This window comes from Parabacteroides sp. AF27-14 (genome assembly GCF_003635425.1).
Classification (GTDB): domain Bacteria; phylum Bacteroidota; class Bacteroidia; order Bacteroidales; family Tannerellaceae; genus Parabacteroides; species Parabacteroides distasonis.
This window is the reverse complement of sequence record NZ_QTLZ01000017.1, coordinates 6,905-28,598: the sequence shown is the minus strand read 5'-3', so window position 1 is coordinate 28,598 and position 21,694 is coordinate 6,905. Positions and strand designations below refer to the sequence as shown.

The window sequence follows — 21,694 nt, the reverse complement described above, 5'->3', positions numbered from 1 at the left end:
TGAACGCCTTCTATAGATTCGTTGATAGACCGATCTGCGCACGGTATTCACTTGGCGTATATCCTACCCGTTTCTTGAATAGCCGACAGAAGTGCTGCGGATATTGGAAACCGAGGGAATATGCGATTTGGCTGACTGTGTCCGCCGTGTCGGAGATACGTTCTTTGGCTAGCTCGATTACTTTCTCTTGGATGTATTCCTGCGGTGATTTGCCGGTTTCCTTCTTGAACATGTCACCGAAATAGTTCGATGAGAGGCAAAGCTTGTCGGCAAAGTATTTCACCGTAGGCAATCCGTCCTGTTCGGCGAGTGCACTTTCGAAATACTCATCCAATAGATTTTCGAAACGTGTCAGCACATCCCGGTTTGTCTTGCCTCGGGTGATGAACTGCCTTTCATAAAAACGCATACAATAATTAAGTAGCAGTTCGATATGGTTTACAAGTAAGGTTTTACTATGTTTATCCACGCCATGCTCCAGTTCCATACGGATAATCTTCAGGCAATCCATCACGATAGATCTTTCTTCTTCCGAGAGGTGTAACGCCTCGTTTACCTCGTAAGAAAAGAACGTATATTTCTTGATACTCTTTCCGAGTGACGTTCCACGCAGTAAATCGGGATGGAAAAGAATACCATGTGCGTTTACTTGGACTTTATCGGTTGTCGGATTTGTTTCCGCTGTTTGCCCGGGGGCGAAGCAAACGATCGTGCCTTCTTGGTAATCGTATGTCTGGCGTCCGTATTTGATATCGCAGGCTTTCTCTAGTTTTAGATACAGCGCATAGATGCCGTAATTGAAGCGGATGAGATCTACACTACTCGTCGCTTTATTCAAATCTATGACACTGACAAGCGGATTTAGGGTTTCGAGGCCATATAGTTTGTTATATAGGTCTACACTATCTAAGTTAAGTATCTTATCCATAGCCGTACGTATTTAATCAATAATTCTGTACGCGAAAATAGAGGATAATTCATATATAGTTATAACCCTAATTACGGATTATATAACCATTGTTACGGATTATGTGTATTTACAGGTTTTCTGGCTGATTCCGCAAAACCTGTAATTGAGGTCATGACATCCGTAATTTATCTACAAAGGGATGCTATTTGAGCTTCTATCTTTGCCATCGTAAAAATAAACAAGGAACGACATGAAGAAGTCATTAAGAGAATTATGTACGGCAATAGCCATATGCTTTTGCGCTACGGGAAATCTGTTCGCTACAGACAATCAATTTAATACCGGTCATACAATGGACAAGAATTTGAATCTAACTAAGGAGTGGGATAAAGTATTCCCACAGAGTGACAAGGTGAGCCATAGTAAAGTTACTTTTCGTAATCGCTATGGCATTACGCTTGCCGCCGATATGTACAAACCCAAGCATGCGGATGGAAAATTGCCTGCTATCGCTATTAGCGGTCCGTTCGGTGCCGTGAAGGAACAATCCTCGGGTTTATATGCGCAGGAATTGGCGGAACGTGGATTTCTGACGATCGCTTTCGATCCGTCATATACAGGCGAGAGTGGCGGAGAGCCTCGTTATGTAGCTTCTCCCGACATCAATACGGAAGATTTCTGTGCGGCCGTCGATTTCCTTTCGACACGTGATGATGTGGATGCGGAACATATCGGTATCCTCGGTATCTGCGGATGGGGAGGCATGGCTCTTAATGCGGCGGCTATCGATACTCGTATCAAAGCGACCGTTACCTCTACGATGTACGATATGAGCCGTGTGAACGCTAATGGCTATTTTGATGCGATGGATACCGACGCACGTTATGAATTGCGCAAGCAACTCAATGAACAGCGTACCGCTGACGCAAAGTACGGCTCATATGCCCTTGCGGGAGGCTTACCCGATACGTTACCCGACGATGCGCCTCAATTCTTGAAAGACTACTACGCTTATTACAAGACGAAGCGTGGTTACCACAAGCGTTCGCTCAACTCGAATGGCGGATGGAACAAGACCTCGGCTTTATCTTTCATCAATATGCCTATACTCTCGTATAGTGACGAGATTCGTAGCGCCGTATTGATTATTCATGGAGAGAAAGCGCATTCACGTTACTTCAGCGAGGATGCTTTCAAGAAACTGAAAGGTGATAACAAGGAATTGCTAATTATACCCGGAGCGAATCATGTGGATTTGTACGATCAGATGAATGTCATTCCCTTCGATAAGATTGAACGGTTCTTTGTAGAAAACTTCAAATAAGATCCATTATGCAACAGATAAAGAATATGGAATTTAGTGGTGAGCGCCCTTTGTTCGCCTCTCACGATTTACAATTAGACAATGTCGTTATTCATGCCGGGGAGTCGGCATTGAAAGAGTGTAGCAATATCATAGCCGTAGGCTGTCGTTTTGAGGGTAAATATCCGTTTTGGCACGTGGATGGCTTCACCATCAAGAATAGCCTGTTTACCGAAGGTGGACGTGCCGCGTTATGGTACTCCCAAAATCTAGTGATGACGGATACACGGGTGGAAGCCCCAAAGATGTTTCGGGAGATGGACGGTATCAGACTGGAAAACGTACAACTACCCAATGCTCAAGAAACCCTTTGGCATTGCCGGAACGTGGAATTGATAAATGTGCAAATAGATCATGCTGATTATTTATTTATGCACGGCGAGAACATTAAAATCCGGAACTACGCTCAAAATGGAAACTACTCGTTCCAGTATTGTAAGAACGTGGAAATCCGTAATGCGGTCATCAATTCGAAAGACGCTTTCTGGAATACGGAGAATGTTACCGTATACGATTCCGAGATTAACGGCGAGTACTTGGGGTGGCACTCGAAGAACCTGCGTTTGGTAAATTGCAAGATCTCGGGTACGCAGCCGCTTTGTTACGCCCACGATCTTATGATGGAGAACTGTACGATGGCAGATGATTGCGATCTAGCCTTTGAATACAGTTCCGTGCAGGCGACTATCAACAGCTCGATCCGTAGCGTGAAGAATCCCCGTACGGGAAGTATCACCGCCGAAAGTTATGGTGAGGTAATCCTCGACGAGAACATCAAGGCTCCGGGTAATTGCCAACTGAGGCTATGGAATGAACGTACTTGCTTTTCCGCATAAAGAATATGAGATATAACTTCGATGAAATAGTGCCTCGTACCGGTACGAACTCTTATAAATGGGATAGTGCCGTGGGCACGGATGTACTACCGATGTGGGTGGCCGATATGGATTTCCGTACGGCACCCGTTATTATCGAAGCTTTACGGCAACGTGTAGAACATGGTATTTTCGGTTATACCCAAGTGCCGGATGCATATTACGAAGCGGTGACAGGTTGGTTTGAACGTCGGCATGGATGGCAAATACGGAAAGAATGGATGATTTATACCTCCGGTGTTGTTCCGGCTATTTCCGCCGTTATCAAAGCGTTGACCGAGCCGGGTGATAAAGTACTGGTGCAGACTCCGGTTTATAACTGTTTTTTCTCATCCATCCGCAATAACGGATGTGAGATTATCCGCAACCCTTTGTCTTATGCCCATGATACATTCACGATTGATTATGAGGATTTGGAGAGAAAAGCCGCTGATCCGAGGGTAAAGGTCATGTTGTTGTGTAATCCTCATAATCCCGCTGGAAGGGTATGGACACGTGAGGAATTAAGTCATATCGGCGAGATATGTATCCGTAATGGTTTAACAGTCGTATCGGATGATATACATTGCGAACTCGTATTTCCGGAATATACTTTTACGCCGTTCGCATCTATCTCGGAAGAATTCCTACGGCATTCCGTAACATGCCTGTCACCTAGTAAGGCTTTCAATATAGCTGGATTACAGATCGCCAATATCGTGTGTTCCGATGAGAACCTACGTCGGAAGATAGACCGGGCAATCAATATCAACGAGGTATGCGATGTGAATCCTTTTGGTGTAATAGCTACCATAGCGGCCTATAATGAGGGAGAGGAATGGCTGTCGCAACTGATCGATTATTTATGGCAGAATTACTTATACATGAAAGATTTTTGCGGGAAATATCTGCCGGACTTCCCGATAACCTTGTTGGAAGGCACTTATCTAGTATGGATGGATTGCCGTAAGTTAGGTAAATCATCGGAAGAATTGGAGCACTTGCTGATCGAGAAAGCGAAGCTATGGCTCAATGCCGGAACGATGTATGGAGCAGAAGGCGAAGGTTTCATGCGTTGGAATATCGCTTGTCCACGTTCCTCGCTGATAAAGGGACTGGAACGGTTTAGGAATTTTGTAGGTAGTGGCTGTTAAAGAATAGTGATGATAGAAAACGAGAGAAGGGGAAAACAACAATTGCTTTCCCCTTCTTTCATATATCTCTCGCTAGATAAAAGATTCGTTTTACTCGATCTCGATGCTATGTTTTACCGGAGTAAGAATGAACGTGAACTCATAGTCGCCGTAAGGAATTTGATATTCCGGGAGTGCGATAGTTCCCCAGCTATTTACACAGCCCAATCCCATCTGCACCTTATCGAGACAAAGGTTTGTCAAGTCAGCTTCCTCTACTTCGGGAGAGTGTCTTTGATCCTTCCGGGCACCGTCATCCAAAGACTCGATCGTATAATGTAAAGCGGAAGCGGAGAATGGGGCAGAGGCTACAACCTCGATACCGTTGCCAGCCTCGTTCAGCATTTTCCACCAGCGGATATCCGATTTCGTTCCATTCTCTTGCGGACGGATATACGAATAGAATTGCTCATCTACGGTCTGGCGGTAAATAGCCAAGTCGGCGTTACCCTTGCGGTCGATATAATTCTCCACGGGACCACGGCCGTAGTATTCGATATTCTCGAATGATCTCGGCATCGGCATTTGCATACCGAAGCGGAACATGGGGGATACCTTGGCATTCTTGTCTGCTGTCATTTTCTGGGTAACCTTGATCGCACCCTTGTTATTGATCACGTACGTCAAGTTCAACTTGGCGGATACGGTCGGCATATCGTAAGCGGCCTCTACGATCACTTGCTTGTTCTCCATCCGTTGGTTAAGAGAAGTCAGCTTCATCTCCGGATTCTTCCATGCGGCGTACTTTTTCTGTAGGCCAGCTCCGAAATCATTGTCTGTCGGCGCGCGCCAGAAGTTAGGAGTCAAAGCCTCTCCTTCCTTGATCATGTCTTGGCCGTTTACCTCGTATTTGATCAGATAACCATTCTCTCGATTGAACTCGGTACGGAAACCACAACCTTCCACGATCAGGTAATTCGCATCGCTATCTTGTACGACTGGAGCCTTGGTTTCGATATTGGTTGTCTCCACGTTTTTCAATTCCATAGATGGAGCCTTGTATGGATTCAACGTCAGCTGATCCTTGGCTACGGTATGTCCGGCGGGTAATAAACCCTCACGGTTCTTCAGTTTATAAGATACATTCAGCAACCATTCCGTGCATTGGCAAGTCTCGCCTAGATCCAATCGGATTGTTGATGTTTGCTGGGGAGCTACTTTCAGGTCATCGACACGTCCGCTACGAACAACCTTGCCACCTTTCAGCATTTCCCATTCCAGATAATAAGCGGAAAGGTCACGGAAGAAATTCTCGTTGTACACCTTGATCTCACCTTTCGACAGATCGCCGGGGGTTGTCCAGATATCTTGGTAATAATACCCCACCTCGTACATATGCGGGTTCGGAACACGATCCGGGCTGATCAAGCCGTTATCGCAGAAGTTATTATCGCTAGCGTCGAACTTATTGAAATCGCCGCCATAAGCATAGATCATTTTCCCGTTCTTGCCGGTCCAGCGTACGGATTGATCCACGAAGTCCCAGATGAAGCCTCCTTGATATTTCGGGTATTTACGGATCAAATCCCAATATTCCTTGAAACCACCTTGAGAGTTACCCATGGCATGGGCGTACTCACATTGTATCAAAGGCTTTTACATGGAGTTGTCCTCGCAGTATTTAGCGCAATCCTCGTAGTTGTAATACATCGGGCAGAAGATATCTGTCTTTCCGGTCTTTCCGGCCTGCTCGTATTGTACGGCACGGCTGGGATCCTCGTTTTTGATCCAATCGTAAGCGGCCTCGAAGTTAGGACCGTATCCCGCCTCGTTACCCAAGGACCAGAAGATTATACTCGGATGGTTGAAACCACGTTGGACGTTACGTTGGTTACGTTCCAGATGCGCTTTCTTATAAGATGGGTTCTTGGCTAACGTTTCCTCGCCGTATCCCATTCCGTGAGACTCTACATTGGCCTCGGCTACGACATAGATACCGTATTTATCGCAAAGATCGTACCAGAAGTTATCATCCGGGTAGTGGCAGGTACGAACGGCGTTCAAGTTGAATTTCTTCATGATCTGTATGTCCTGTATCATGCGTTCACGTGAAACGACATAACCGCCATCGGGATCCATCTCGTGACGGTCGGCACCCTTGAAAAGAACCGGTTGCCCATTCACGAGTATCTGGGCGTTCTTTAATTCGATCTTACGGAAACCTACTTTTACAGGGATTACTTCGATTGTTTTGCCTCCCTCTTTTAAAGTAGCCCGTAAAGTATATAGATAAGGAGTCTCCGCAGTCCATTTGTGGGGAGAGGAGACTTCTATCGTCGTGCTGACCTTTCCGGAAGCGTTCAAGGATTGGGTAGCGACAGCTTTATTCTGGGCATCCAATAGTTCAAGCTCTACCGTACCTTTACCCTTCATGGTCAGGTTGACAGCCAACGAGCCATTTTGGTATTGAGCGTCCAGATCCGGAGTCACACGTATATCGGCGATCTGTTGCTTTGGGTTACGGGCGTATAAATAACAATCACGTCCGACACCGCTGTAACGGAAGAAATCTTGGTCTTCCAGATAAGTGCCATCACACCAGCGGAATACTTGGAAAGCGATCAGGTTTTTTTGTCCGGGTTTCAAGTAAGGAGTTAAGTTAAACTCCGCTTCCAGCTTGCTATCTTCGCTATAGCCTACGTACTTCCCGTTTACCCACAAATACATATTGGAGGTAACGGAGCCGAAATGGGCGATGATCTCTTTTCCGTTCCAGCTGGCAGGAACCATGATCTCACGACGGTAGGAACCCACATGGTTATTAACGGTAGGGACCTCGGGCGGGTTGTTCTTGAATTGCTCACGCCAAGCGTAACCAACGTTTACGTAGAGAGGATCTCCATATCCGTTCAGTTCCCATACACCGGGCACAGGCATATTGTTCCATCCTTTGTCGTTGTAATCGGTCCGCCAGAAATCGGTAGGACGAGCGTCAGCGTTCTTTACCCAAAAGAATTTCCAAGGACCGTTCAAGGTCATGAAGTTCTGGGATTGTTCCTTGGCGTCCTTCGCTGCCACCTCGGCGGTCTCGTAGGCGAAGAAATTGGCGTGCATCGGGGCACGGTTTACGGCGTTGACCTCGGGGTCTCGCCACTCATTCGACTGGGCTACCGCTGTGAAAGCCAAAGCGGCAAACAGTCCGGTCATAAGTTGTCTTTTCATGCTATTATATTTTTAATCTGCTTTACGGAATTGCAAAACTAAGAATAAAATTCCGGGTATGGCAATAATTCCGGCGGAAACTAACAGGGCGACACGTAAAGAATAGAAATCATTTAGCCAACCTATAAATGGGGCGATGGCAGCGAATATCAAGCGGATCACAAAGTTACGGATCGACAAGACCGTAGCCCGCATCTCCGAGAAGGTCATTTGATTAATGTAACCTTTCAAAATCGGTGTGGCGAAGCCCCGGACTATATAGAAAATGAACAAGATCGCTAATCCCCAATAAGTAAGGTTATAAGCGAGCGATATATATCCACCTACGATTATAAGTAGTATAAACGTGTTTGATTTACGCATCCCGAAATACCGCTCTACCTGATCAGAATAGAGGGCGGACAATCCCACAGTCAGATTGAGCACGGTCCAAATGACACCGTAATAGGAGGTCGGGGTTTCCAACTTCATCAATACGGGCTGCACGAACCATGCCATCGTTAATGTAGCGGCTCCGATGATACCGGAGAACATGATGTTATAGCATAGCTTACGGTTCGTGACCAAGGAATATTTCAAGATGCGGAGAATCTCGGAAACCGGGTTCTGCACCTTGCTCTTAGTATTGAATTCCTGCAAGGCGAACGCCGCCGGAATGCCAATAAAGGCGACAAACGCTTGGGCGTAAAACGGCAATCGCAAGGAATAGGCGGCCAGCAATCCACCGAATATCCCGGCGATGGCCTCGGCGAAATTACCGATCATCGTGATACGTCCCTCGTACCGCAAGTAAAGTTCTTCTTTTTTATATCGTACGGTTGTATCGTAGAGCAGCGCCGAATCCGCTCCATTGACCAAGGTTTGCCCGGTTCCCAACAGGATCTCGGCAAAGAGAAATGCCGTGAAAGTGGAGGTGAAAGAATAACATAGGTACCCTCCAAAGAAAAGTATACAACCTAGAATCAAGCATTTCTTACGCCCCCATACGTCCGCCAGGTAGCCCGAGGGAATCTCCAAAGCGACAGCGGCGACCGAGTAGACACTCTTCAAAATAAATACGTCTTGCAATCCTAACCCATGATCCTCATAGAAAAGGACAATGATAGGCATTACGAGCGAGAACCATTTGGATAACTTGATCAGATAGAGAGCGAGTATATTTTGTTTCATATTTTTCAACGGGATTGCCCTGTCGTTTTTATTTAGACACGCGAATGTATGAATTCTTTGCCAATAGCCTGAACTTTTTTAGGAAGCTTCTGTTCTTTTTGAAAAAGGAAAAATATGGTATTCAATCAACTTGATATTCATTTACTGATTACGGCCATTTGTGTGATATCATCCGCCTTGATATGCTATACGATCGGGGTCTGGGGCGAGCGTTTCCAAGGACAGTTAAAAGCGTGGCATCTTTGGTTTTTTGTATTAGGACTTTATGCGGACGCTATTGGAACGGGCTTGATGGAGCATATCGCCCAGCTGACCCATCTGCATGATACGGCGCATACCGTAACGGGAATTATCGCTATTTGCTTGATGCTAATCCATGCGATCTGGGCGATTTGGACTTACTTTAAAGGTTCGTTAAAAGCCAAGCAGCATTTCAACAGATTTAGCATTGTTGTGTGGTTCATCTGGTTAATTCCTTATTGCATCGGTATCTACATGGGGATGTCTCTCCATAAATAGAGGCCATCGCTCATATATCTTGAGAAATAAATCGTACATTTGGTGATATGTTTACTATATGCCATATCCCGGAAAAAGGTTTTGCCGATAAATACGCCCGTATCACCTCGGAAGGGGTCGTGAAGTGTCTATTTAGCTTCATAATGTAAGGGATGTAGAGGATTTCCCCCTGGCGGAATATCCCGAGACCGTAAATAAGGATGAACTGGGGAACTTAGCTTTATCTCAGGAAGAGGAGACTGCGATTGTCGCTTTTTTACGAACATTGACGGATTGCATCAAATAAAAATCAGCCTTTCCAAAAACTTTCTCCAGCCCTTGATAGTTTTCTTATAAAATAAAAAGAAGAGTTTAAACTATGGCGAAGAAAGTTGCGGACCAGTTAGTGGATACGCTGGAAAAAGCAGGCGTACGACGTATATACGCCGTGACAGGCGATAGCCTGAATGAGGTGAACGAGGCTGTTCGGAAAAACGGCAGATTGCGGTGGATTCATGTCCGTCATGAGGAAACGGGGGCTTATGCCGCTGCGGCGGAGGCCCAGTTGACAGGCGAGTTGGCTTGTTGCGCAGGTAGTAGTGGCCCCGGGCATGTACATTTAATTAATGGGCTGTATGATGCCCAACGATCCGGAGCACGGGTCTTGGCGATCGCTTCCACGATCCCTTCCCGGGAGTTTGGTACGGAATATTTCCAAGAGACAAATACGATCAAATTATTCGATGATTGTAGCTATTATAACCAAGTAGCCACTACGCCGGAACAATTTCCCCGGATGCTTCAAGGCGCTATGCAAGCGGCGATCTCATCACGTGGGGTCGGGGTGATCGGACTTCCAGGTGACTTGGCGGCAGAGAATGCTACAGCGGGTTTGTCCTCTACCATTTCTTTTCCTACGCGACAACGGGTTTGTCCCGCCGAACAGGAAATCCGGGAATTAGCGGATTTGTTGAATAACGCAAAGAAAGTGACACTTTATTGTGGAATAGGGGCGAAAGATGCCCATCCGGAATTGGTGCAGTTGGCTAAATTACTGAATGCTCCGGTAGCCTATTCTTTCAAGGGTAAGATGGAGATCCAATACGATAATCCGAACGAGGTGGGGATGACCGGTCTATTGGGCATGCCTTCCGGCTATTATAGTATGCATGAGGCAGAGGTGTTGGTGTTGTTGGGAACCGATTTTCCATACGAGGCATTCATGCCAGAGAGCAACACGATCGTACAGGTGGATATCAATCCGAATCGTCTGGGGCGTCGTGCCAAGATACAAATGGGGCTTTGTGGCGATGTGAAGGATACTTTGGATGAGTTGATTCCGTTGATTCACCAGAAAGAAGATGATAGTTTCTTGCGGGAACAGTTGGCTAAATATGAGAAAGTTCGGGAAAATCTCCGTTCTGCCGCCGCTGTCCGGGGGAAAGAAGAGAAGATACAGCCAGAGTACGTGATCTCGGTCGTAGACGAGCTTAGCTCGGACGACGCCATATTTACCGTGGATACGGGTATGACTTGTGTATGGGGTGCCCGCTATTTGCAAGCTACGGGTATGCGGAAGATGTTGGGATCATTCAATCATGGCTCGATGGCGAACGCCATGCCGCAAGCGATAGGGGCGGCATTGGCTTACCCCGGTAGGCAAGTCGTTGCGTTGTGTGGTGATGGAGGTATCTCAATGTTGTTGGGCGACCTTGCTACGATCGTGCAATACCATTTGCCGATTAAATTAATCGTGTTTAATAACCGTTCCCTAGGAATGGTAAAACTTGAGATGGAGGTGGCTGGACTGCCGGATTGGCAGACCACGATGTTGAACCCGGATTTCGCCCGGGTAGCCCTTTCAATGGGAATGGCGGGCTACAACGTGATCAACCCCGACGATGTATTCCCCACCTTGCAGAAAGTGTTTAACGCTGACGGACCGGCCTTGGTTAACATCATGACCGATCCGAACGCATTAGCGATGCCTCCCAAGATTGAGTTCTCCCAAATGCTTGGTTTTGCCCAGACCATGTATAAGTTAATGATGGAGGGGCGAAGCAAGGAGGTCTTGGATACCATCGATACGAATCTAAAACATTGGAAAGAGGTGTTTTAAACTCTCAAAAGAGCTGGATAACCGCTTTAGATTTTGCGCTTTGAATGGCAGCGTCCAATATCCGCACTACCATTAGGTTATTCTCCAACGAGGAAAGGTCCGTGGGAGGTACGTCAATCTCTTTACGGACAGCGGCTTTCAAGAAATAAAAGGAATCATTATAAGGAGCGTTCAAGGAAGGTGCTATTTCTTGGCGCTCCTTTCCGTTGGTATAAATTCGCATTTCCTTAGGTGTATCTTGGTAGATATATCCTTTGTCGCCATAGATATGCATATCTTTTCTACCCATCGGCCAACACCATGATCCCATGATCTGGACGGTCGCGGAAGGATATTCCACGATAATAGTCGCGTCATCGTCTACCTTGGGATAAAGATTCGGTTTATTCTGCCGTAGTACGGCGTATACGCTAAGAGGCTTTTCATCTTTCATGAGACGGGTGGCTAAGTTGGCTCCGTAACATCCAAAATCGATAACCGCCCCGCCGCCATTCAGCACGGGGTCAGTTAACCAGTCCGTGAACTCTTTTCCGCAGTTGATCTCGAAGGGACCTTGATGCCCGTCGTATACGTTGATACGATCGATCTTCCCGATAGCACCGCTGTCGATAAGGCGGAATGCCTCATGGTTAGTATTATACCACGTAGTCTCGTAGTTGGTAAGCAACAAGAGATTTTTCTCACGGGCGAGCGATGCCATTCGGGTAGCATGTTCGTTATTGACGGCCAATGGCTTTTCTACCATAACATGTATGCCTCTCGGTGCGCAAGCCTCTACCACACGAAGATGGTCGTGGATCGGCTCGTATACGATGACCGCCTCCGGATGGGTCTTATCCAGCATCTCGCCAAGGTCCGCATAGAATAGGTTAGGATCCAGCTTATCCCGCAGACCGTTATGTTCCCGTAAGTAATCATCTTTCTCGGCGACTCCTACAATCTTGAAATCGCCTCTATCCAAACGGCTTATCACCTCCCATAGATGTCCGTGGGATACCCCTGCCACGGCCAGTCGCAAAGGCTCTCCATCTTGCCCTTTCGCCGTGAGAGTTAAGAACGTAAATGTACATAACATAAGTAAGTAACGTGTGATCTTGTGTATATTCATGATATTATCTATATATAGTTTTTACAAAGATATACGATTATTTCTTACCTTTGCAACCCATTACTTATTCAGATTAAGGAAAACAATATAATTTAGAAATATAAAGAAATGGCAAAAGAGCTGAAAGAACTTACACCGAGAAGTGTAAACTATTCGCAGTGGTACCAAGATTTGGTAATTAAGGCAGATTTGGCGGAGAATTCCGCCGTGCGTGGTTGTATGGTGATCAAGCCTTACGGATACGCTATTTGGGAGAAGATGCAACGTATCCTAGACGATATGTTCAAGGAAACCGGTCATGTGAACGCTTATTTCCCCTTGCTGATCCCGAAGTCTTTCTTAAGCAAAGAAGCTGAGCACGTAGAAGGGTTCGCTAAGGAGTGCGCCGTGGTTACTCACTATCGTTTGAAGACAAATCATGACGGTACGGGGGTTGTCGTAGATCCGGCAGCTAAACTGGAAGAGGAATTGATCATTCGCCCGACTTCGGAGACCATTATATGGAATACATACCGTAACTGGATTCAGTCTTACCGTGACCTGCCTATCTTGTGCAACCAATGGGCGAACGTGATGCGCTGGGAGATGCGTACTCGCTTGTTCCTTCGTACGGCTGAGTTCTTGTGGCAGGAAGGCCATACCGCTCACGCTACTCGTGAAGAAGCGGAGATAGAAGCTAAGAAGATGCAAGAGGTTTACGCGAACTTCGCTGAGAATTATATGGCAATGCCGGTAATAAAGGGCGTGAAGTCTGAGAGCGAGCGTTTCGCCGGTGCTTTGGATACCTATACGATCGAGGCGATGATGCAGGATGGAAAAGCTTTGCAGGCGGGAACTTCCCATTTCTTGGGGCAGAACTTCGGTAAGGCTTTCGACGTTACTTTCATCGACAAGAACGGTAAGAGCGACTATGCTTGGGCTACTTCTTGGGGTGTTTCCACACGTTTGATCGGAGCGTTGATTATGTCTCACTCTGATGATAACGGTTTGGTATTGCCTCCACATTTGGCTCCGATACAGGTTGTGATCGTACCGATCTACCGTAGCGCTGAGCAATTGACGCAGATCAGCGAGAAGGTCGCTGGTATCGTGGCTAAATTGAAAGCGTTAGGCATTTCCGTGAAATATGATGACGCTGATAACAAGAAGCCGGGCTGGAAGTTCGCTGAGTACGAGTTAAAAGGTGTTCCCGTGCGTTTGGCTATGGGTGGTCGTGATTTGGAGAATAATACGATCGAAGTAATGCGCCGTGATACTTTGGAGAAGGAGACGATCACTTGTGATGGCATTGAGGAATACGTGAAGAATCTGTTGGAGGAAATCCAAGCGAATATCTTCAAGAAAGCGTACGATCACCGTGAGGCTAACATCATAAACGTAGATACGTATGAGGAATTTAAGGAGAAGATCGAGGATGGCGTCTTCATCATGGCCCACTGGGATGGAACCCCGGAAACAGAAGAATTGATCAAGAACGAGACGAAAGCTACGATCCGCTGTATTCCTTTAGCTGGTGATAAGACTCCGGGTAAGTGTATGGTGACAGGTAAACCGTCGGCTTGCCGGGTACTGTTCGCCAGAGCTTATTGATCGCCCCCCGGTTTCGGGGCGAGAGTGGTTATAAAAAAGGTACGCCTTACTGAATGTGTGAGGCGTACCTTTTTTATTTAAATTGTTTTACTGTCTATTAACTCAATCCCTCAATCATGCCATCCACGATATCGATCTTTCGGGCTTGCGGCTCTTTAGGGAGCCCCGGCATACGCATGATCTCGCCCATGACGACAACGATCATCTCGGCTCCGTTATTGATGATTACATCTCGTACTTTTAGTTCGAAGTCCTTGGCAACCCCATAAGCTTTCGGATCGGAAGAGAATGAATATTGAGTCTTGGCGATGCAGATCGGATAATGGGAAATACCCAAGCTTTCGATCTGACGCAATTTTTTATCGGCCAAAGTCGTATAAACAATCGAAGAGGCTCCGTATATCTTCTGGGCCACTTTTTGTACCTTCGTACGGATCGGATCATTCAGATCATATGTATATTGTAAAGGAGCGGAAGGATGATTTTCGATCGTATCAACCACTAAGCGGGCAAGCTCCGTACCCCCTTCACCTCCTTCGGAGAAAACGTTATTCATGGCGAATCCAACCCCTTTTTCCTTGCAATGCTCAGCCACTAAAGCGATCTCCTCGTCCGTATCGGTAGCGAAACGGTTGAAAGTCACGATTACTTGCTGTCCGAAGCTCTTCATATTCTCAATGTGTTTATCTAAGTTAGCGAATCCGTTCTTTAATCCTTCGATATTCGGTTCCTTGATTTCTTTTTCAGGAACGCCACCATGAAGTTTTAAGCTCTGGGCAGTCGCTACGATGACTGTCAGTTTCGGTGAAAGCCCCGCTTTTCTACATTTGATATTAAAGAATTTCTCCGCACCCAGATCAGCGCCGAAACCAGCCTCCGTAATCACATAATCTCCATAAGTAAGAGCCATTTGGGTGGCCAATATGGAATTACATCCATGGGCGATATTAGCGAAAGGACCTCCATGTACAAATGCGGGAGTATTCTCCGTTGTTTGTACTAGGTTCGGCAGTAATGCGTCTTTTAGCAATACGGTAATAGCTCCGGCTATGCCAAGATCATTTACCGTGAAAGGCTTATCTTCGTTTGTATAACCCAATAAAATATTTCCGACACGTCGTTTCAAATCCTCTATATCCGTAGCCAAGCAAAGGATCGCCATGATCTCTGAAGCGGGAGTGATGTCAAATCCGGTCTCGGTAGGGACACCGTTCGCCGAGCCGCCTAGACCCGATACGATGTTACGTAAGCTACGGTCGTTTACGTCAAGAACCCGTTTCCATTTGATCTCCTTCAATCCCTCGCAGGTGTTGCGAGTCTGATAAATATAGTTATCCAATAAAGCGGTAATCATATTGTGGGCGGAAGTAACCGCATGAAAATCCCCTGTAAAATGCAAGTTGATGTTTTCCATGGGAAGCACTTGGGCATATCCACCTCCGGCAGCACCACCTTTCATGCCGAAACACGGGCCAAGAGACGGCTCACGTAAAGCGACCACCGCTTTCTTCCCTATTTTATTCAGCCCTAAAGCCAGACCGATCGAAACCGTAGTCTTTCCGATTCCCGCTTTAGTGGGAGTGATAGCGGTCACTAAAATTAAATTATGCTGGTCCATTTGCTTTTTATCGATCAAATGGATAGGAACCTTGGCAATATACCTGCCATAATTTTGTACTTCCTCACGAGGGATACCTAACGTTGTCGCAACTTCCTTAATTTTACGCAAGTCTGTTTCTCTTGCTATCTCAATGTCCGATTTCATGTGCTTTATGTAAGTTTATATAGTTTGAACAAAGTAAATCTAATTTATTATAATAACAAAATGATACGGAACAAGGTTTTCCCCCTTTATGGAATAAGAAGATTGTGTTATTTTGATATTTTTGTGCGAAAATGGCGATGATCTCGCTTTTTGTGATAGCTGTTAGGCTTGAAATTGAACTTTTTGTAAAGTGAACTTTGCAAAAATCATACGTTTTGCTTGTTGCACTCTTAAAGAATTATAAAATAGTCTTTAAAATTATCCGTCTATGATAATTTGATTAATTTTGTGGTGTCACAACGATAAAAAGAAAGCTAAAATGGTTTGAGTGTGATAAATTGAAATAGATGAGAGATTAATAACATTAGCAATATAATATGTAAATTTAAGGTTATGTCAACAGTAAGATTTAGTCAGGTTACATTTGCTACTAAATCGTGGGTAGCAGAAGCATGGGAAAAGATGGTAGTGGAATTGTTTAGCGGTCGTGTCGTAGCGGAAGTCAAACAATTGGATGAAGTATGTGAATCAAAGTGGGAAGTAGAATTGAAGAAGCTTCAAAACGAGGTTCATTCTTTATGTCATCATGCGATCCATCAATTGCTCCCGATAGCCGGCTCTTATCAACAGGCATTACTGGATGACGTTGCCCAAGCCTATACGGTATACGCTCCGGAAGAAGCAGAGTCTATCTTCAACCGGGGAAACCAAGCGATCGAGGATATCAAAGGGCATGTATCGGGTATTCGCTACAACGCTTGTAAAATGCGTGAGGCGAACCGTAAAGTAAGCGAGTTGGAAGATATGCACGCAAAAGCGATCATGTACCATAATTCAGTGAAACCTTATATGGATACACTTCGTTTCCATATCGATCAGCTTAAGCATATATTGCATGTAGCGTAATAAGATGGGCTGTCCGGGTTTGGTTACTCTCCGGGCAGCCTTCTTCTTTTAGCGAGGTTGGATAATCAGTAGGGAGAAATAGGGGAAATCCTTGGAATGTATAGTGGCGATATCAGTAGTATAATATTCTTTTCCTGTTCCTACATTCTCGAAATAATGAAAAACCGCCTTATCCGCATACTGCCGGATACAAGTATGAATAGCCTCTTGGCAACCCGGTAATTTCATGATGACGATGATCATTCCATTTTCTATTTTTGCCGAAAGTTCATCGAACGACGCAGTCCCGGGGATTACATTAATTTGCTCCTCTTGTTTTACGATATGTATCCCGGCCAAGGCACCTGCCGCTATAAATGCCGGAATTCCTGCGATTCGATCGACCGGGATTCCTGCTTCCTCGAATTTATCGTATACATATTGTATAGATGAATAAAAACCAGCGTCTCCCTCGGCGACGATCACGATTTGTTTTCCTTTCAAATATTCAGCTTGGGCATCCAGAAACAATTCGTTATAAGCGTTTAACGCATCTGTCCGTTCCTTACTCATTGGCAAAATAAACGGATGGATCAAGGATTCGTCTACCTCAATAGCTTTCAATATATCCGTCGCCCGAGATATGATTCCATGCTTGCCTTGTGTAGCAGGACAATAGATAATATCAGCCTTTTGTAATGTTTTAAGCCCTTTCAGCGTAATTAATTCCGGATCACCGGGACCTAATGAGACGAAGTGAATAGGATGATTCATGTGTATCTGTTTTTATTTGAAACGCAAAAGTCCTTAAAATTGCGGATGTATACAAATATTCTTACTACTTTTGTCGCTGTAACAGGCTCCGCTTATCTCTTTTTCCGGGAGGCGGATTAAAAGGGAACCGGGTGAGAATCCCGGACAGACCACGCTGCTGTGAACTTCTAAACATTCGGACAATACCTTGGCCACTGGTTTCGTAATCGGGAAGGCGTCTAGAATGGAAGTAAGTCAGAAGACCTGCCGGTTCATAAATAAATGTTGCTGTCCCGTGGAGCAGGACGAGAGTAACTGTCAATGATCAACTGTCAATTAAACAAGGATTATGAATAAGTTTATAGCGGGTGGATGCTTGCTTTTATCGGTATTGACTTTATCATGTACTTCAGGTATCCGTGAAAAAGGAGAAATAGGGAAGACGGCTTCCGTAGAGCAATCCGCATTCTCGCAAGAGCAGGTTAAGCCTTTATACGCCCAAGGATTCAAGCTTACCTATGCGGATCAATATGTCTTGGCTGATATTCAAGATCCTCAAAACGAGGAAAGCACCACGTTTCATTATGCGTTCGTAAAAAGAGGTTCGAAACCCACGGGGATTCCCGTTGATTATACGATGATAGAGCTTCCTATCCGAAGCGTTATCTGTATGACTTCCCTGCAATTATCGAATTTTATTAAATTGGGTGCCTTGGATAAGGTCGTTGGGATTACCAGTACACGGCATTTGTTCAATAAAGAGATGAACGAACGCCTGAAAGAAGGTAAAACCGCAAAGATCGGTATAGAGGGAAATTTCGATAACGAGGTTATCATGAGTATGAATCCTGATTTGATCCTTGTATCGCCATTCAAGCGGGGAGGCTATGAGACGCTGAAAGACGTGGGTATCCCCTTGATTCCCCATTTGGGTTATAAGGAGACTACGCCATTGGGACAAGCTGAATGGATCAAGTTCATAGGCTTGTTGTTAGGGGTAGAGAAAGAGGGCAATGAGCGTTTTGCCGCCATTGAGAAGAGGTATAATGAATTAAAGGAACTTACGGCGGATGGCAAGGTTAAAAAATGTCCGATCGTTTTTAGTGGCGAGTTACGGGGTGGAAACTGGTATGCCGTAGGAGGAAAGAGTTTCTTGGCACAGCTTTTCAAGGATGCCGGCGCTGATTATTTCTTGAAAGACGATGAGCGATCCGGTGGTGTTACATTAGACTTCGAGACGGTCTATAACCAAGCGGACGATGCTGATTTCTGGCGTATCGTGAATAGTTTCCCGGGAACGTTTAGCTATGAGGCATTGAAAGAGCAAGATCCTCGTTATGCGGATTTCCGTGCGTTCCGGGAGAAAGGGATTATCTATTGTAATATGAAGAACACGCCGTTTTATGAGAGTATGCCGACAGAACCGGAGATCGTCCTAGCGGATTTGCTTCATATCTTTCATCCGGATTTATTACCGGATCATGAGCCGGTCTATTATTCTCGACTTAAATAAGGAACGCTGATGAGACATTCAAATACCCTATGGATGCTGGCGATTGTCACGGCTATTTTTGTTCTAATCTTTTTGAATTTGGTGTTGGGGTCAGTCTCTATTCCTCTTCAATCGGTTTGGCATATTATCTGGAATTCAGGAAATGAGCCTATTACATGGCAGAATATTATCTGGAAATCCCGACTACCACAGGCATTGACAGCGTTGGTAGCGGGAGCAGGCTTATCCATCAGCGGCTTACAGATGCAAACCGTTTTCCGTAATCCATTGGCCGGACCTTCGGTCTTAGGTATCAGTTCGGGAGCGAGCATGGGTGTCGCTTTCGTGGTGTTGTTAAGCGGTAGTTTAGGGGGCGTTGCCTTGAGTAAACTTGGTTTTATGGGGGAGATCGCCTTATCGATAGCGGCCGTGATCGGTTCCTTATCCGTGATGGCGCTGATCGTGTATGTTTCCCAAAAGGTAAAAGGAAATGTCACGTTGTTGATTATCGGTGTGATGATCGGTTACGTGGCAAACGCCGTGATCGGTGTACTTAAATTCTTTAGCGTCGAGGAGGATATCCGTGCATACGTGATTTGGGGATTGGGTAGTTTCGCCCGTGTTTCCGGTAATCAGATGACGTTGTTCGTGATTCTTATGACAGTCTTGATCCCTCTCTCGTTCCTGCTTATCAAGACCATGAACTTGATGCTTCTTGGGGATAGCTACGCACGCAATTTGGGACTTAATATCAAGCGGGCCCGTTTGTTGGTTATCACCTCGGCCGGGGTCCTTACGGCGATTGTCACGGCTTATTGCGGACCTATTATCTTCTTGGGGCTAGCCGTTCCGCATTTATGCCGGGCCATATTTCAAACTTCCGACCATCGGATTTTAATGCCTGCGGTCTTATTCGCAGGTGCGGCGTTGGCGTTGATCTGTAATTTGATCGCCCGTATGCCGGGGTTCGAGGGAGCGTTACCTGTCAACTCGGTAACCGCTTTAGTAGGTGCTCCTGTAGTGGCCTCGGTATTATTTAGAAAACGAAAGAATGAATTGAACGAGTAAGATGAAACAAGATACGATTCATATTAACGGCCTTTCGATCGGTTACCATTCTAAGAGTAGTACAAAGCTGGTAGCTAAAGGTATACACTCTACGATCTATAGTGGTGAATTAACCTGTTTGCTGGGTGCTAACGGGGTGGGGAAGTCTACTTTATTGCGCACGTTATCGGCTTTCCAACCTAAATTAGATGGGGAAATATTGGTCCTAGGAAAAGATATAGATGCTTATTCCGATAAGGAATTGAGCACCACGATCGGTGTCGTGCTGACCGATAAATGTGAGATCCGGAATATGTTGGTACGGGAATTGGTCGGGATGGGACGTAGCCCGTATACCGGCTTCTGGGGCAAGTTGAGCAAGGATGATAAGCGGATCGTGGAAGAATCCATCGCCCTTGTCCGCATTGAGGAACTAGCATCCCGCATGGTCCATACCTTATCGGATGGAGAACGCCAGAAAGTGATGATCGCTAAGGCGCTCGCTCAGGAGACTCCGGTTATTTACTTGGATGAACCTACCGCATTCCTTGATTTTCCCAGCAAGGTAGAGATTATGCAATTACTCCATCATCTAACCCGGAAAACGAATAAGACGATATTTATGTCCACTCACGATTTGGAGCTGGCTCTCCAGATATCGGATAAGATCTGGTTAATGGACAAAGCGAATGGTATCTCTACCGGTACCCCCGAGGATTTGGCATTGAGTGGTCATCTAAGCAATTTCTTCGCCCGGAAAGGGATTGTTTTCGATAAGGATACCGGATTATTCCGTATAGATAATCAATTCTCCCGACAGATCCGCCTCGTTGGACATGGCCAGAAATACGCTATGGTGCGTAAAGCGCTCCAGCGAAACGGAATTTTGGCGAATCGGGAAGTGGAATCGAATATCTGGATTGAGACTGGCGATTTAAAGACCACCCACTTTATCATCCATGAGACTTCCGGCGGTACCTATATCACCCAAACGATAGAAGAATTACTTGCCTATTTTGATACTGAAAAATCATAACTATGTTTTTCTTCATTCATAGTTATGAATTTTTTCCATTCAAATCCATTGTTTTAAAGTAAGCTAGCTTCGTCGGCTTTCCTGTAATTGCTTGAAAGATACATACAACTTTAATTCCACCATTCCTGTCACTTCTACGGCTGTGTGGAGTACAGGTGTTGTATAAGCATACGAAATCACTGATTACAGACAATATAAAACTCCTACTTGATTATTGTGAGCGGTTCTATGACCGTCAATTCGAAACGCGGGAGAATGTGAATCAATTCAACGTCATGTAACAATATGAAGTTTGCATGTATGGATCTTTACACGGTTCTTCCGTCGGGAATCGTGCTAGCTCGTGCGTGCCTTTCCGGACAGTAAGTCCTAAATGTTAAATGAGTAGTGAGATGTAAAGAGACAAACGGTAAAAAAAACGATAATGTAAAATGAATCGAAAAATAGAAGTGATTGAGAATAAAGAAGTAGGGAGAAAAAAAATGTCTCTTTCTTACGCAGAAAGAGACAACTTTCAGAATGACGGGTAAATATCCGTTTTCGGGTGTAAAAGTAGCTCAAATAGCTGATAAAGGCAAGGAGAGTGCTTAAATCTTTTGTCAAAATTAAAAAAGACAAACAATAGCGAGCCGTCAAGCGTGACGTGCCTTGTCCTATTAACATTTCCAAGGGCTTGAAAAACAGAGGATAGGAGCGTTTATACTCCTGTTGTCTCTTTCTGCGTAAGAAAGAGACAGCGCAATTCGAGT

Annotated in this window: 15 protein-coding genes, 3 pseudogenes and 1 riboswitch; of the genes and pseudogenes, 12 read left to right on the top strand and 6 right to left on the bottom strand. The window is 45.5% G+C overall.

The window, feature by feature from the left end; genetic code table 11:
- Positions 1-10 precede the first annotated feature (10 nt).
- On the bottom strand, positions 11-928 hold the full coding sequence (locus DWY79_RS15930) for an AraC family transcriptional regulator (RefSeq protein WP_036615856.1): 918 nt from the start codon (positions 926-928) through the stop codon (positions 11-13).
- 232 nt (positions 929-1,160) lie between these two features.
- Between DWY79_RS15930 and DWY79_RS15925 the strand changes: the two genes are divergently transcribed.
- Genes DWY79_RS15925 through DWY79_RS15915 form a run of 3 tightly spaced genes read left to right on the top strand, consistent with a single transcriptional unit; the run spans position 1,161 to position 4,281 of the window.
- Positions 1,161-2,234, top strand: a complete 1,074-nt coding sequence (locus DWY79_RS15925; protein ID WP_005862589.1) for an alpha/beta hydrolase — start codon at positions 1,161-1,163, stop codon at positions 2,232-2,234.
- A gap of 8 nt (positions 2,235-2,242) precedes the next feature.
- Entirely contained in the window at positions 2,243-3,109 is an 867-nt protein-coding gene (locus DWY79_RS15920) for a DUF3737 family protein (protein ID WP_005862587.1), read from the top strand.
- 5 nt (positions 3,110-3,114) lie between these two features.
- Complete coding sequence (locus tag DWY79_RS15915) at positions 3,115-4,281, top strand: MalY/PatB family protein (RefSeq protein WP_044545375.1); 1,167 nt, start codon at positions 3,115-3,117, stop codon at positions 4,279-4,281.
- Between the two features lie 90 nt (positions 4,282-4,371).
- Here DWY79_RS15915 and DWY79_RS15910 read toward each other — a convergent pair.
- Both DWY79_RS15910 and DWY79_RS15905 read right to left on the bottom strand, forming a co-directional pair.
- Positions 4,372-7,482 (bottom strand): annotated as a pseudogene (locus DWY79_RS15910) (glycoside hydrolase family 2 TIM barrel-domain containing protein).
- A 12-nt stretch (positions 7,483-7,494) separates the two neighbouring features.
- Positions 7,495-8,652 (bottom strand): MFS transporter, encoded by a 1,158-nt coding sequence (locus tag DWY79_RS15905; protein WP_122369694.1) that lies wholly within the window; start codon positions 8,650-8,652, stop codon positions 7,495-7,497.
- Positions 8,653-8,766: 114 nt separating this feature from the next.
- Between DWY79_RS15905 and DWY79_RS15900 the strand changes: the two genes are divergently transcribed.
- The 3 genes and pseudogenes from DWY79_RS15900 (at position 8,767) to DWY79_RS15890 (ending at position 11,269) form a co-directional block, all read left to right on the top strand.
- Positions 8,767-9,171, top strand: coding sequence for an HsmA family protein (locus DWY79_RS15900; RefSeq protein WP_048927261.1), 405 nt, complete (start codon positions 8,767-8,769; stop codon positions 9,169-9,171).
- A gap of 139 nt (positions 9,172-9,310) precedes the next feature.
- Positions 9,311-9,457: pseudogene (locus DWY79_RS23080) on the top strand (cytochrome-c peroxidase); the annotation flags it as partial.
- A 72-nt stretch (positions 9,458-9,529) separates the two neighbouring features.
- Entirely contained in the window at positions 9,530-11,269 is a 1,740-nt protein-coding gene (locus DWY79_RS15890; protein ID WP_048927262.1) for a thiamine pyrophosphate-dependent enzyme, read from the top strand.
- Between the two features lie 4 nt (positions 11,270-11,273).
- On the opposite strand, the gene DWY79_RS15885 is transcribed toward DWY79_RS15890, so the two are convergent.
- Positions 11,274-12,377 (bottom strand): Gfo/Idh/MocA family protein, encoded by a 1,104-nt coding sequence (locus DWY79_RS15885; protein ID WP_122369692.1) that lies wholly within the window; start codon positions 12,375-12,377, stop codon positions 11,274-11,276.
- Between the two features lie 108 nt (positions 12,378-12,485).
- On the opposite strand from DWY79_RS15885, the gene proS reads away from it, so the two are divergent.
- Positions 12,486-13,967 carry a proline--tRNA ligase gene (gene proS / locus DWY79_RS15880; RefSeq protein WP_122369690.1) on the top strand — a complete coding sequence of 494 codons (1,482 nt, stop codon included), beginning with the start codon at positions 12,486-12,488 and terminating at the stop codon, positions 13,965-13,967.
- 97 nt (positions 13,968-14,064) lie between these two features.
- Here proS and DWY79_RS15875 read toward each other — a convergent pair whose 3' ends face one another.
- Positions 14,065-15,732 carry a formate--tetrahydrofolate ligase gene (locus DWY79_RS15875; protein WP_005862573.1) on the bottom strand — a complete coding sequence of 556 codons (1,668 nt, stop codon included), beginning with the start codon at positions 15,730-15,732 and terminating at the stop codon, positions 14,065-14,067.
- A gap of 393 nt (positions 15,733-16,125) precedes the next feature.
- On the opposite strand from DWY79_RS15875, the gene DWY79_RS15870 reads away from it, so the two are divergent.
- Entirely contained in the window at positions 16,126-16,638 is a 513-nt protein-coding gene (locus DWY79_RS15870; RefSeq protein ID WP_048927265.1) for a hypothetical protein, read from the top strand.
- Between the two features lie 48 nt (positions 16,639-16,686).
- Here the strand turns inward: DWY79_RS15870 and DWY79_RS15865 are convergent, their stop codons facing one another.
- Positions 16,687-17,391, bottom strand: a complete 705-nt coding sequence (locus DWY79_RS15865) for a precorrin-2 C(20)-methyltransferase (RefSeq protein ID WP_121962327.1) — start codon at positions 17,389-17,391, stop codon at positions 16,687-16,689.
- A 66-nt stretch (positions 17,392-17,457) separates the two neighbouring features.
- A riboswitch (cobalamin riboswitch) is annotated at positions 17,458-17,657 on the top strand.
- Positions 17,658-17,719: 62 nt separating this feature from the next.
- Between DWY79_RS15865 and DWY79_RS15860 the strand changes: the two genes are divergently transcribed.
- The 4 genes and pseudogenes from DWY79_RS15860 to DWY79_RS23395 all read left to right on the top strand — a co-directional run.
- Complete coding sequence (locus DWY79_RS15860) at positions 17,720-18,883, top strand: ABC transporter substrate-binding protein (protein WP_008772223.1); 1,164 nt, start codon at positions 17,720-17,722, stop codon at positions 18,881-18,883.
- Positions 18,884-18,892: 9 nt separating this feature from the next.
- Positions 18,893-19,930, top strand: a complete 1,038-nt coding sequence (locus tag DWY79_RS15855) for an iron ABC transporter permease (protein WP_008772222.1) — start codon at positions 18,893-18,895, stop codon at positions 19,928-19,930.
- Position 19,931: 1 nt separating this feature from the next.
- On the top strand, positions 19,932-20,945 hold the full coding sequence (locus DWY79_RS15850) for an ABC transporter ATP-binding protein (protein WP_008779842.1): 1,014 nt from the start codon (positions 19,932-19,934) through the stop codon (positions 20,943-20,945).
- Positions 20,946-21,109: 164 nt separating this feature from the next.
- A pseudogene (locus tag DWY79_RS23395) lies at positions 21,110-21,208 on the top strand (AraC family transcriptional regulator); the annotation flags it as partial.
- Positions 21,209-21,694 lie beyond the last annotated feature (486 nt).